The organism is Curtobacterium sp. MCPF17_001 (genome assembly GCF_003234615.1).
Classification (GTDB): domain Bacteria; phylum Actinomycetota; class Actinomycetes; order Actinomycetales; family Microbacteriaceae; genus Curtobacterium.
Genome location: NZ_QKSL01000004.1, coordinates 215736 through 229459, shown reverse-complemented (window position 1 = coordinate 229459; position 13724 = coordinate 215736). Strand labels below are relative to the sequence as shown.

General features: G+C 66.6%; 8 protein-coding genes. 3 read left to right on the top strand and 5 right to left on the bottom strand.

Going from position 1 to position 13724, the window contains the following annotated elements:
* Positions 1-146 precede the first annotated feature (146 nt).
* The 3 genes from DEJ24_RS06025 to DEJ24_RS16545 all read right to left on the bottom strand — a co-directional run bounded on the left by DEJ24_RS06025 (position 147) and on the right by DEJ24_RS16545 (position 5121).
* Positions 147-2219, bottom strand: a complete 2073-nt coding sequence (locus DEJ24_RS06025) for a hypothetical protein (protein ID WP_146245942.1) — start codon at positions 2217-2219, stop codon at positions 147-149.
* A 6-nt stretch (positions 2220-2225) separates the two neighbouring features.
* Positions 2226-4307 carry a nuclease-related domain-containing DEAD/DEAH box helicase gene (locus DEJ24_RS06020; protein WP_111077716.1) on the bottom strand — a complete coding sequence of 694 codons (2082 nt, stop codon included), beginning with the start codon at positions 4305-4307 and terminating at the stop codon, positions 2226-2228.
* A gap of 235 nt (positions 4308-4542) precedes the next feature.
* The gene (locus DEJ24_RS16545; protein ID WP_146245941.1) at positions 4543-5121 is read right to left on the bottom strand and encodes a hypothetical protein; all 579 of its coding nucleotides are present in this window, start codon (positions 5119-5121) and stop codon (positions 4543-4545) included.
* A gap of 54 nt (positions 5122-5175) precedes the next feature.
* Here DEJ24_RS16545 and DEJ24_RS06015 point away from each other — a divergent pair, with 54 nt between their 5' ends.
* From DEJ24_RS06015 to DEJ24_RS06005, 3 genes are read left to right on the top strand one after another with little or no spacing between them, the layout of a single operon-like run.
* Entirely contained in the window at positions 5176-6978 is a 1803-nt protein-coding gene (locus DEJ24_RS06015) for a hypothetical protein (protein WP_111077715.1), read from the top strand.
* Positions 6979-7001: 23 nt separating this feature from the next.
* On the top strand, positions 7002-9134 hold the full coding sequence (locus tag DEJ24_RS06010) for an McrB family protein (RefSeq protein ID WP_111077714.1): 2133 nt from the start codon (positions 7002-7004) through the stop codon (positions 9132-9134).
* Positions 9135-9159: 25 nt separating this feature from the next.
* Positions 9160-10296: an McrC family protein gene (locus DEJ24_RS06005; protein ID WP_146245940.1), complete on the top strand. Its 1137-nt coding sequence runs from the start codon at positions 9160-9162 to the stop codon at positions 10294-10296.
* On the opposite strand, the gene DEJ24_RS06000 is transcribed toward DEJ24_RS06005, so the two are convergent.
* Positions 10297-11502 (bottom strand): PD-(D/E)XK nuclease family protein, encoded by a 1206-nt coding sequence (locus DEJ24_RS06000; protein WP_258374742.1) that lies wholly within the window; start codon positions 11500-11502, stop codon positions 10297-10299. It lies immediately after the preceding gene.
* The gene (locus tag DEJ24_RS05995) at positions 11492-13723 is read right to left on the bottom strand and encodes a 3'-5' exonuclease (RefSeq protein ID WP_111077712.1); all 2232 of its coding nucleotides are present in this window, start codon (positions 13721-13723) and stop codon (positions 11492-11494) included. Before DEJ24_RS05995 ends, DEJ24_RS06000 begins: the two co-directional genes overlap by 11 nt.
* Position 13724: the final 1 nt, after the last annotated feature.

Here is a 13724-nt window from a genome sequence, read left to right as displayed (position 1 = left end):
CCCAGTTCTCGTTCGTGGACGCCGTCGCGGTAGTGCCACGGGCGGTCGTCCGACTGCGACATCGTGGCATGAGCCGTCGTCAGGCGCGGACACCGGTGCGTTCCGTGCACCGAGGGCTGGTCCCGGCCCCGTCATGCCCTCAGCGTTCAATGCGCGTTCGGCGTCGTGAGGTGGCGACCGATGTACCCGATGTAGATCATGCCCGAGCGATCCGAGTCGTCGAAGTAGTGCATCCGCGGCGCGAATCGATCGCGATGCGTCGGCTTGAAGTGCGCCAGCATCGGTACCGCGCCGGACGCGTCCACGGACAACGGGACCGGCCGCACGCGCTCGGTGTGCATCTTCTTGTTGTTGATCACCGTCGTGCTCTCCGTTGCGGCATGGCGCTCCGGCGAACACTTGGTGCCCGCCTGGGCGTCGTCGTGCAGGTACATGTGGACATTGCCGGCATAGCCGTTTTTCTTCGCGTCGACGTAGTCGTACAGCACGCGCACGTACGACCACAGGGCAGCTGCGTACCGCCCCGTTCCGTCACGGTCGTCGACTTCGGCCGCGATGTCCTCGTCACCGGTGAAGACGACTCGATCACGAGCGTGATGAGCGTCGGTTCCCGGAGTGAGTCTTGCAACGAGCTCGCGGACGTCAACGGGAGCCTCCCACAGTGCCTCGTCCCCGACAGGTGCGAAGCGGGCACGTTGATCTGCATCGAGGTTCCGACGGAGCCAGTCCCGTTCACGCGCTGCCTTCCGGGCCTCATCTGCCTCGATCGCTGCCTCCACCTCGAGGTCTGCGATACGGGAGTTGAGGTCTTTGATCCTGTCGCTGAGATCCGACTCGCGGTCGCCAGCCTCAGCGAAGAGACGTTCGTACGTGTCCTTCTCGAGCGCCGCTGCCCCGATGAGCTTGTCGAGCTCGTCGAAGTGCTCCTCACGCGGGTCCGTGACCTTGAGCCAGCGAAGGACAAATGCACCGGCGCGGCGCAGGAGTGTCAATGAAACGGCAGGGCGTTCGTCCGGTGCCCAGTCCATCGGGATGCGCAGAGCGCCCGTTCGCGCTGGTACGGGTTCGGAGAGGGCGGGCGCTGCCTCGCCGTGCTCCCCGTCGCTGTCGTCGCGGGCGTCTGAGCGCCGACCTTCAGCGGCCGTCGGAACGACCCCGAGGGCGCCCAGTTCCTCCGAGACGACTTCGTCGATCAGGGTGCCTCGCGCTCGTCGGGCTTCTTCTTCGAGCAACAGGCGCATCGTGCGCCGGACGTCCTTCGGCAGCTCGAGTTCGAGGAGCCGTCGCCGTATGCCGGACGCGTGCGTCGCTCGGAGTGCAACGTCTGCTCTGCCTCGCCGTATTGCCCGCGCGAAGGTCGAGGGCCCCAAGACCCTGTGTCGCACCGAATCGAAGGCCGCTTCCAGGTCGACGGAAGGCGCGAAGGTCCTGATGCGCCCAAGCTGCACAGCATGGGATGCCGGCATCAGCGAATTGAACTCGGCGACGGCGTCGTGCGTCATCACGTAGACGGACGCGACGCCGACGCTGTACTGCGTGAGGCTCTCGACGGTCTTCGCCCAGGCACTGTCTGTGTCAGCCCCCAGCGATGAAGCGACGATCACCGATGTCGAGCGGGCTTCGTCGGTCAGGACGTCGATGAGGTCCCCGACTTCATCCTGCCGGACGACCTGCGGCGTGTTGGTCAGCCGAGCCGAGCCGTCACGCACTTCGACGCGGTCGAGGATCTGCCCGACGATCCGCGGTGGGGCGACCGTCAGGACCGAGTCCTCGGCTTTCTCGCTCACCCGACCGGTCTCGATCACGAGCGCTGATGTGGAGCTCCGGCCGGTCCCGCTTGTCAGCGCGTAGACGGAGACGATCCAGGAGCCGTTATTGCGCTCGACGAGCCGGATCAACTGCCGGCGTACTTGTCCGCGCTCGTCAGAGCGGTCGGTCACTGAGAGAACGGCCTGCGGCCCGAGTACGAAGTCACCCGACCCTTCCCAACCAGCAGTGTCGAGCGTTGCTGATCGGCGGGGACGGGTCTTGGTCAGAAGCCAAGCGCGCACCTCCTGCTCCGCCAGCTGGACTGCGTCGGTACCTACAGGCAATCGGAGCACAGCTCGGTAGCCGACCGACTGCTGCTGGGCGGCGCGCTGTGCCTCGAGAACCGCCGAACGGTCCGAGGAAGTCATCAGTCCACGCGTCTCATTCATCTTCAAGACCTTCCCGGTCAACCCACCTCACCGCACCCCGACCCAGAGCCCGTCCCGCGCCCGCGTCATCCCGACGTACAGCTCCCGGCGGTCGAGCGCCCGCCGTTCCTTCGCCGACTCGGACTCCGTAAGCGGCGGATCTGCGAGCAGCTTTGCCGGCACGTGCGGCAGGAGCACCTGCTTGAACTCCAGGCCCTTCGCCCGCTTGATCGTGCCGACGCGGATCATGTCGGAGCTCTTGCCGGCGTAGTTCTTCAGCGAGACGGTCGGCACCCCGGCATCGGCGAGCAGCGCCATCACCTTGTCGGCCTGCGGGTTGGTCGCTGTCAGGATGCCGACGTCACCGCGTCCCGTGCCTACGAGACGGAGGACCTCCTCCACCCGGGCGAGCAGCGCGTCGTCGTGTTCGATCCGGCTGCGGAAGCGGTTGATGCCCGGCTGCGGTCCGGAGCGCGTCACAGCGGAGACCGAGTCGCCAGCGCCGTCGACGCCCTCGATGTCGACGAACTGGTCGTCGGCCACCATCTGCTTGGCGAACTCGAGGATCTCCGCCGTGTTGCGGTGGTTCACGTCGAGCACGACACCGCGTCCGGCGAGGCTGATGCCGACCTCTCCGAGTGTGTAGCCGCCCGGGTAGATGGTCTGCTGCCCATCGCCGATGAGGGTGAGCCCGTCGGAGCGGTCGCCGACGAGCGAGTGGAGGAGCGAGACCATCGCGCAGGACAGGTCCTGCGCTTCGTCGACGACCACCGCGTCGTACCGGTCGAGCGGGACCTCCCGCAGTGCGTCACGGGCGAGCAGGATCACGTCTTGCCAGTCGCAGCCGCCGCGCTCGCGGAGACCGGCTGAGTACGCCTCGTACAGGTCCCACACGGCCTGCCGGTCGTCAACGGTCAACCGGTGCTTCCGCCCGACGCGGGCGAGGTCCGCGTACTCGTCGAAGTGGGTCAGCCCGCGTCCCTTGATGACGTGGCTGATCTCCTCCTCCCAGTAGCGACGCGTGAAGCGCGTCGCCTTCAACGGGCTGGAGGCGCTGATTGCGTTCCATGCATCGGCGAACGCGAGTTGGGCCTCCCGTCCGGGCGTGCGGAACGCGATCCCGCGTTCCTTGAGGAGGCGGGTGGCGAATGCGTGCACGTTGACGAAGTCGACGCGGCCGACCATCTCCGGCGCCAAGCGCTCGAGGAGCGACTCGAGCACTGCCGGCAGCGTTCGTATGTAAGTGGTGAAGAGGATGCGGCCACCCGTCGAACGGGCCAGGTAGGCAGCCCGGTGCAGTCCGACCACGGTCTTGCCCGTGCCGGCTGCCCCGCGGATACGGGCCGGGCCGTTGAAGCTGCGACGGACGAGCTTCGCCTGTGCGGGGTCGAGCGAGGCCATCCACTCCTCGATCGGCGCCTCGAGAATGCCGTCGAGGAGCTGACGGTCGAGCTCGTCCTGATCGACCGGCTCCGGTTGCGGCTCGGGTGCGCGAGGGACGACGGTCTGCGGGACGATCACTTGCTGGGTACTTGCGGCCGCGCCGTCCATCACCGGGAAGTGTGAGATGACGGCGGCGAGGACCTCGTCGACGCGCCTGGGGGAGAGCCGAGCCTTCGGGCGGGTGATGTGTCCGATGAGGTCGTGCGTGCCGACGATGTCGACCGAGGCCACTCGCGCCTCGATGCCCTTCTTGCCTGCGAGGGCGACGACGGCATGCACCTCACCGGGAGCGAGGCCGACGTCGGCGAGAACCTTCTCGGTGTCCCACGCGAGGTCGGCGAGGCGAGCAACGTCGTCCGTGACGTCCTCCTGGCCGCGCCTGATGCGGTCGTTGTCGATCGCGACCTCGCGCCAGGCCTTCGTGTCGACGATCCAGACGCCGGAGTTGCCGACGACGACCATGTCGACGTTCGCGGTGCTACTGCCGGGCCAGCGGCGGTCGGCGAGGAGGTGGTAGCCGATGCCGGCGAGGGGTGCGAGCGTGCGTGCTGTCTCGGCCTCGGTTCGGTGGGCGACCTCGAAGCGGCCGGCGCGCTGCTCGGCCTCGTCAGCCTGGCGGCGGAGCTCGCTTGCTCTGCCGCGCTGACGGCGTGCTTCGACGCCTGCCGATTCCCCTGCGATCGTCATCGTGCTGTGCCCCTCGGGGACGCGTCGAGACGGGCGCCGCCTGTGGTCCCTGGAACGGGCGGTGCTGACTCATCCTCGGGGTTGTCGTGGTTGAGCGCGAGCACCTGTTCTGGGGGCGGTAGCGCCTGGCGGCGCAGCCTGTCGTCTTAGCGGTCGTGTTCCACTGTCGCGGGTGGTGCAAGCGAACGTGAGTACCGGTCGTGCCGAAGCCAGCGACGGAATCAGCGGACTTCGGTCAGGTTGCCTCGGGCGCCCGACGCCACCCTGCGCCGGTGTTGTCGCGGAACGTGATCGTATTCACGCCCCGAGCATCTGAGATGGTGAAGGGGCGTACTGGGTCGTGAATTTCCGGAAGTGCGTTCGGATAGTCCCATTCCGTCATCGAGTCTTCTTCGATGGTGTTCCCGACGAAGAACTCACCTGGAGGCACGCACTGCAAGGTCGCAACTCGTGGAGAGGAAAAACCGTGGCACTGGACCTGCAGGTCGTAGACAGGGTCATCGGAAGAGTTGCGAATGACGACTCCGAAGACGACTCGCCCCGCAGTCCGTATACGAGCGGCGGCCCAAGCGCTGACCTGAGTTGCCTGCCGTTTACGCTCCGCGTGACGTGCCTGCTCATCACGCCCCGACTCGATCCGGTACAGGCGCTGAGCCTGGAAGCCTGCGAACATCGCCGCAGCCAGTGCGACTGTCGTCGCGATCGCACTCAGCCCGTCGAAGAACGGTTCAAGTCCACGCCGGCACGGTAGCAGGGGCGGGCTCGCCGCCGAGCGCCCGTCTCGGATCTCCAATTCGATCCGACCGGCGTTCATAACGCATTAGCCTGACCACGTCGAAGGTTCGTCAACTCCCTGAGAAGGTCACTCGTGAGCGCTCGTCCTGTTCTCCTGTTCCTGCATGGTGTCGGCACAGGCGATGTCGAAGATGACTGGCAGGTTGCGCTGTCGGGAGCACTGGTCCGTCTTGGGTATCCGGCTCTCGACCCCGACCGGTGGATCGCGCCGAAGTACGCGTACGCGCTGCACAACGGCGATGGTAAGTACCACGTGCCCCCAGTGACCGTGAAGCAGCCCGGTAAGGACGAAGCGCGGACCAATCGACGCGACTTCGAGCGACGCACGAGCGCCATGGAGTACCGACTCGGTCAGCACGAGGACACATCGCTCCGGCCGGTGGCCAACATGATCGTCGACATCGCCTTCGAAACGCCTCCCTTCAAGCAGGCGCACAACTACCTCAACGACGAGCAGGCGCGCGCGCGGGTGCTCAACCGGGTTCTCGACTCGCTTCCGCCCGCGGGCGAGCTGCTCATCGTGGGACACAGTCTCGGGTCAGTCATCGCAGCCGACCTCGTTCGACGCCTCCCTGTCTCTTTGACGGTCGTCGGGATGATCACCATCGGAAGCCCGCTTGCGAGCGGGTCCGTGCGCGCAACGGACTTGCGAGAGACGATGCAGGAACCACCGACGAACCTCGGCTGGTGGATCAACTTCTGGAACGGTCTCGATCCGGTGGCGGCGCACCGCGGTCTCTCCTCGGTCATGCCGTGGCTTTTGGATCTCCGTGTCACGACATCCCCGAGCCCTCGCGTCCACACCGCAGCCGAGTATTTGTCCGATCCACGGGTCGCTGAAGCAATCGGCTACGCGATGCACGGTTCGCTCTCGACAGAACTCGTGCAGACGGTCAACGCGGTCGACGCTCCGCTCGACGCTGACGAGCGTGTCGTACTACTCGCACTGCGTTACGCGCACCTCGTCAGCACACAGCTCAAGGACGATCTGCAGGACCGTTTCCTCGGAGCGCTGCGAGTAGTCCAATCGACCGCAGTCGAGGCGATGCTTCAGCGTCGCAACAGCGAGGGGCGGGCACGGCCCGAGTTGATCGGCCGACTGAGGTTCGACTTGGCCGATCCCGGAGCCACGGCGATGCCGCCCGAGCCCGGCATGTACCTCAGCAAGGAAGACGCGCTCGTCCAACTGATCGTCCTCGCCTCTGACAACTTCCTGAGACCCTTCGACGTCGGTTTCGGTGAAGTGGTGAAGCGACAAGCGATGCGCGACCTCACGGCGGAGCTCGGCCTCGGGAGCGTCCTGGGCGGAGACGTCCTCGACGCCCTTGACCAAGCCGAGAAGGTCCTGTCCGGGAGCAAGGGGCCGAACTGGATCAGGATCGGCGCGCTGGGCGTGGGCGCGGTGGCGATCGTCGTCGCGACCGGAGGGTTGGCGCTCGCAGCCGGCGCCGGTCTGGCGGGAGCTGCCGCCGTGACGAGCGCTCTCGCAGCATTCGGGCCCGGCGGGATGATCGGCGGCCTCATCACCGCCGGCAGCCTCGTGACAGCCGGCGGGGGCGGCATCGCGTTCGGGCTCGCAAGTTCGAGTACATCCTCCGAAGCAGTCGAGTCGATAGTCATGCGGCAGCTCGCAGCGGTCATTCTGCGCCAGAAGCTCGACCTTGATCAAGATCTCGCCGTTTGGCAGCTGCTCGTCGAGACGGAGCGGCAGGTGAGGCGCTCGCACGAGCGGCTGGACGAGTACTCCGATCCGAAGTCGCCGGTGCTCGTCGAGCTCCGGAAGAAGATCCTGATCGTCGAGCGAGCGCTCAACTTCATGCGGGAGCAGGGACTCGAGCCTGGATCGCCGTCGCAGGCGCGAGCGGCAGCTCGCTGACCGGCCGGAAGGACACAAGGACCATGAGCCGTTCCATCAATCGGACGAACCGCCTTCGGGCAGCCCTTCGCTACCTCGATGAACGAGGAGGCGCAGCGAGCCGGCTCGATGTCTGGGACGCAGCACGCGCACGAGTTCCGCTCGAAGGCGAAGAGCTTGCGCCGAACCAGCACGGCAAGCCCCAGGGACAGTCAGACTTCTTCTGGGGCTCAGCTGGTCTGGTGCACGCGGGCTTCCTGTCCAAGCCCGTCCGCGGTGAGTGGCACGTGACAGACGACGGCCGTCGCGCCTCGGCCGACGGCGTCCCCTTCGAGCAGTTCCGTGCCGCGCTGAACGACCGGCAGCGCGCTTTTCAACGCGCACTCCGTGAGGACCGGGAGATGCGTCTCCGGACCGAGATCCTGCCGCCAGACGACCGCGCCGAACTCGTTCGCATGACGGGTCAAGTGTTCGTCGAACGCGGGCTGCGTGCGCTCGACTCGGTGTTCGCCCCGGGCCGCGAGATCTGGCGTGCCGACGTCGTCGCCGAGCTCGAGCGATGCTTCCTCGAGCAGCCGGACATCGAAGGCGCGGATTTCCTTGAAAGGCTGGGCCGACAGTTCGACGGGACGTCCGACGACGCGAAGCTCCTGATGGCAGAACTCATCGGCTGGCAAGTGCTCCCTCTCCAGAACCCCGGCGAGAAAAAGAAGCGGCAGCGAGTGGAGTTCCTCCTGGGTCAAATGGACCACCCGGTCACGATCCCCGGAGATATCGATAGCGCATTCCGCGCGTGGTCCTTCAACCCCGGAACGGGGATGTCGGTTCAGCTCTATCGAGCAATGTCGATCGTCATGCGCTGTGCCTCGATGTGGATCGCCCTTGACCGAGAGGCGCGGGAGCACGCGCTTGACGACCCTTGGGCGTGGCGGGACTTCGTCGACAACATTCCCGGTGCGGCCTTCCCGACTCAGCGCAACGAGCTGCTCTACCTCGTTCACCCGGGTGTGTTCGGCGAGGTCATCTCCAGCACCGCTCGGGAGGCGATACGACTGGCCTTTGCCGGGGAAGTCGAGGGGCAGGCAGACGACGACCCCGACGCTCAGTTCCAACAGATCGCCATCGCTCTGCAGGCTAAGGCGAAGGGGCCTGCAAAATTCTACGAGGAACCGCTCTTCGGCCGTTGGCAGCAGGTGGAGCCGACGGTTCGGAAGGACGAACCGCAGGTGAGCGACCCTGGCGAATCGATCTCAGTCCTCGTCCAGGCGGAGCCACCGGTGCGGTCGCCTTTTCCGTCCGTCGTGCCCATACTTGCTACGTCCCTCCACATGCCCGAACGCTGGCTCCAGGACACCCTCGACCTCATCGAGCGCCGCAAGCAGGTCATCCTCTACGGCCCTCCCGGCACGGGCAAGACATTCCTCGCGCAGGTCCTCTCGAAGCACGTCACCGGAGGAACCGACGGCGAGACCACCATCGTGCAGTTCCACCCGACGTACTCGTACGAGGACTTCTTCGAGGGCTTCCGCCCCGTCGCCAACGACGACAGCGGCAATCTCGCATTCAGCCTCCGGAAGGGCCCACTCCGAAGGCTCGCAGACTCCGCAGCCGCCAATCCGGAGGCGAACTACTTCCTGGTCATCGACGAGATCAACCGCGGCAACATCGCCAAGGTCTTCGGCGAGCTCTACTTCCTGCTTGAGTACCGCGACAGCGAGATCTCCCTGCTCTACAGTGACGAGCCGTTCACCCTGCCGAGCAACATCTTCATCATCGGCACGATGAACACAGCAGATCGCTCGATCGCGATGCTCGACGCCGCGATGCGGCGCCGCTTCGCGTTCATCGAGCTGCACCCGGAACGCGAGCCCGTGCAGAACGTGTTGTCGCGTTGGGTGGAGGCCAAAGGCCTCCAGGATGATCGTGCCGACCTGTTGTCACGGCTCAACGCGCAGATCCAGGACCACGATGCGAAGGTGGGCCCGTCCTTCCTGATGCGAGACCTGGCCGGGACCGGCCTGCAGGACGTGTGGCGGTACGAAATCCTGCCGCTCCTGGCGGAGCACCACTACGGGGAAGGCGTTGACCTGGAGGCGCGGTACGGCCTGACGACGCTGCGTCGCCAGGCGACGCCCTCCGTGTCGGACGGGGCCGAAGGTGCTTTCGTCGACGATTGAGTTGCGGGAGGCGGACCAGCCGGTCGTGCACCGGCTCCCGCGGGCGGTGGCCGTCGGGCTCGCCGCCGCGAACATCGCGTCGGTCGCGCCGACGCGGGGCGCCGACGAGTACCGCGTCAGCGGTGTCCGGAAGGTGGGCGTCGTGCGGATCGCGGGGCACACCGTGTGGCTCAAGCCGAAGACGCCCGTCCGACGCCTGTTCGCGATGCTCGGCTACGCGCGTGCCGGGAGCGCGATCTGGACCGAGGACGACTTCGGGTTCGAGGAGGACGAGGACCTCGTGCCGGCACTCGCCCACGCGTTCGTGCGGCAGGCCTCACGGGCGCTCGCAGGCGGGCCGCTCCGCGGGTACGTCACGCGGGAGGACGCGCTGCCACTCGTGCGTGGGCGGTGGCGGATCGGCGACCAGCTGACGCGGCGGGGTGGGCAGCCGCTGCCGGTCGAGGTGTCGTTCGACGACTACGTCGAGGACATCGCGGAGAACCAGGTGCTGCTGACCGCTGCTACTCGGCTCCTCCGGCTGCCCGGGGTGCCGGCCGACGCCCTCGGGGCGTTGCAGCGGATCGTCCGGGTGCTCGACGGGGTGTCCCTGATCCCGGTCGGTGCTCCGGTACCGGTCGTCCGGCCGGATCGGCGGAACCAGCGGTACTCGTCGGCGCTGGCGTTGGCCTCGCTCGTGCTGTCCGGGTCGTCGATCGAGCAGCGGGCCGGTTCGGTCGTCGCCTCCGGGTTCCTCGTCGACATGTGGTCGGTGTTCGAGGACTTCGTGTCGGCTGCGCTCCGCGAGGCGTTCAAGCCGTACGGGGGAGTGCTCGTGTCGCAGTACCAGTCGACGCTCGATGTCGAGGGGACGGTGAAGATCGCGCCGGACCTCGTGTGGGTGGTCGATGGCGAGGTGCGGGCGTGCATCGACGTGAAGTACAAGGTGGAGAAGCACGGGCAGTACCCGAACGCTGATCTGTACCAGATGGCGGCGTACTGCCGGAGGTTCGGGTTGTCACGGGGTCACCTCCTTTACGCGGCGGGCGAGGACGAGCCGCGTCGCGTCGCCGTCATCAACGGACCGGAAGTGCGACAACACGCGCTCGACCTCGATCAGTCAGTCGTTCACATCACCCGTCAGTTGTCGTCGGTGTTCGCGCGGAGAGTACAAGCTCGGTGATCAGGACAGGGTCGGATGATCACGGATGAGGGTGGCGACGACGTCGACCAGGCGTTGGTCGTCGTCGGCTAGCCCCGCGAGGACCTCTTCCAGGGTCACGTCCGTCTGCACGATGCGGTCGATCCCCGCTCCTGCTTGCCGCGTGACGAACACCCTCGAGTAGTCGGGCTCGCTCACGGGCTCTGGGGCTCGTTCGTTCTCCGTCACGGCGGTCGGCCCGAACTCCAGGAAGATGTTCGGCTTACTTCTCGGTGTCACGAGTGTCGAACACCACTCCCACTGCCCTTGGAAGTTCGCCGACACGGAGTGGACCGTGTCAGCACCGAGGAGCTCGTTCACCCGGGGACGGACCACGCGCACCGCGTGCTGGCGCAAGGTGCGTTTCACCGAGCCGAGGGTGCTACGGCTGTCCTCGAACTGCCGCTGAGCGTGCAGGGCGATCTGCGCCGCGAAGTCCTCCGCGATTGACGCGACGGGGCGCCGCCCGTACCGAGCGGACTCGCCGGTCTCGCACATCGTCTTGATGAACTCCAACTGTTCCTGCACTGTCATCGCCTGCGGTCCCTCCACGAATTGATCGATGAGCTCGTTGATGAACACGTCCTGGCGGGGGTTCGCGCCACGCCACCTGCGATCAGCATCGAGGTGCGCCCGAAGGTCATCGAGTACCTCGGCGTAGGTGATGACGACGGCATCCTCCCAGCCCATCGACAGGCGCTGGCGTTCACGACGGGCGCAGAGCATCACGACGACGCTCCGTCGCCCGTTCGCGCTGCCGTAGGCAAGGTAGCTCTCGTAGTCGTGCCCGTGGCCGTCGGATGACTCGAAGTTCTCGATCATCACCGCTGTGTCGTCGCGCAGCAGGACGATGTCGGCGATGTCCTTGCCGGGATCGGTAGCGGTCGTCGTGTCGACCTCTTGAAGCACGCGGAACCCGGCGAGCGGCAGCTGCTCACCACGAGACAGAGCCGAGTTGATGCGGGCAAGCAGGATGCGTTGAAACGCGTCCCCGAGGTGGTGCGTGGCGTCGACCCTCAGGAGCCAGGCGAACACGTTCGACAACTGCTTCTCGTGTGTGCCGTGGTGCATCACTCGAAACACGTTGAACTGCTCGGCCAGGCTCCTCGCCATGGTCGGTACGAGCGCTGTGACCATCTTCGTGAGGGCGGCTTCATTCATCACGGCGAAGAGGTGCTCAGCGTGCAAGGAGCGGGGATGGCGCTCCTTGCCAGCTGACGACGAGCTCATCGCGAGCACGGCTGGCGGCTACGTACAGCAGTGATCGTTCCCTGAGTTCGGCGTCGCCTCGCTCTTCGGGCGCTGCATGTTGCAGGGCCAGCTTGTTCGGGACGACACCCTCGGAAACGTCGAACAGGACGACCCGGGAGAACTCGAGGCCCTTGGCGCTGTGCATCGTCATCACCCGGACCTTGCCGCGTGCGGACTTCTCCGTCGCGGGCACCTCCCGCGTGGCGAGCTGCTGAACCACGGTCTCGGTCGCGCTCTTCGTCCGGACGAGCACCGCCATCGACTCCACGTCGCTGGACTCGGCTCTCCAGTCCTCAAGCTGTTGCGCCAGCGCGTCGTACTGCGCCGCGGGCATCTGATGTCCCCGGACGCGCACGTCGGGTCCGAGTCGCGCGGACCGGTAGCCCTGCTCGTCCTGGGGGCTTCCCTCGCTGTCCGTGAACTCGCCGCCTCCGAGCACGCCGAGCGCGTACCGCAGGTTCTGCTGCGTCGTCCGGTAGTTGAGGGTGAGGCGCCGCGACCTGCCCACGATCTTGATGCCGAGACGCGACAGTACGACCCGCTGCCCGTAGATGCGCTGGTGCGAGTCCTCGGCGACGAACAGGTCGTTGCCGTGCTCGCCGACGAGCGCGCGGAGCATCGTCCAGTGGCTCGGCGTCAGGTCCTGGGCCTCATCGACGAGGACGTGGTCAGCGGGGCGCTCCTCGGGGTAAGCGTCGAGGTATGCGGCAGCCACGGACGAGAGCTCTGCCCACGAGAGCCGGCGATGGGCTCGCGCATTGCGCCGGAACTGTTCGATCACGGACCACACCTGAGCGCGCTTCGCCCGGTCGAGAGCCACCCCGCGGCCGGGACGTCGGGCGGCGAAGTAGTCCGCCCGTGTGATCACACCGTTCGGTAGGACGACTTGGAGGTACTCGCTCTCCAGGAAAGCGGGCGACCGCAGCTCACCGGGAAGGTCGGGCTTGGCGTCGAAAATTGCCTCGTCCCAGCCGATGCCGTTCGAGACCAGGGAGGTGGAACGCCCGGCGTCCCACCCGATGGCGTCGATCGATGCCTGCTCCCAGCCGGCCGGATCTGCGGCGTCCCGGACGGCGTGCGCGAGCTGGTCGATCCCCGCGGTGAGGATGCCGGTCTCGCCGAGCTGCGATGCGCGAGCGAGCTGAGGATCGAGACGTCGGAGGTCCCGGTCGAGCATCCCGGCGAGGGTCCTGGTGAACGTCGTGAGGACGATCCGCGCGTTCGTGTCCCCGGCGAGTTCTCGAGCTCGGTGCAGCAGGACCACCGTCTTGCCGGTGCCGGCACCTCCGGTCAAGCGGAAGGGTCCTTTGTAGGCGCGCGTCGCGTAGGCACGCTGTTCGGGGTGCAGGAACACCCGCCACGCTCCGAAGTCGCCACCCTCGATGACCCGGCGAAGTTCCTCATCATCATCGACGAACGTGAACTGCATCTGCGACGCGGGGCGCTTGAGTGATTCGAGCAGCTCCGAAGCCTCGGTCTCCTCCGGAGAGCCGCTGTGCGTCACCTCCGCGGGGCGGTCCATCGTCGCCGGAGCAGCTGTGTCCGGCTCCGTGTCACCAAGTCCGAGGGAGGTCTTGACCCCCTCGATCGAGTCACCGACCGCGAGACCGAGCGCCGCGTTCTGCTGCCACTGGTTCGGCAACGACTCCGCGAAGGCCAGGAGTTCGTCCTCGGCGGCGAACGCGAGGAGTCGTTCGGCTGTCTCGAGGTCGAAGCCGAGCGAGCTCGTCAGGTCTTCAGCCGTGTACCCGAACTGGTCGAGGAACGGCTTCTGCGACGTCGGCGGCTCAGGAACCCACTGGGCCGCCTGGGCAGCGGGTGCCGGTGCAGGCGCTGCGATCAGCTCTGTCACCCCGTTGACCGGGTTGACCCGAAGCACCTGCGACTTCGCGATCTCGGTGCCCTCGTCGTGCTCGTACACACCCGCGCAGACGTAGGTCGTCGGCCCGGACGGCACCTCGATCTTGTAGAGCACCGCCCGCAGCTTCTGGTCGACACGACCGGTCCGGGCGCGCGGGTCTGCAGAGTTGACGATCGGCTCGATGTGCAACCCGGGCAGGGTGTCGTCGGTCTGCAATTTCGCCATGAAGGCGAAAAGCTTCAACTGAACGACCTTCTCGAGCTTCTGCTGCATGTTCGCCATGACGAGCAACGGCATG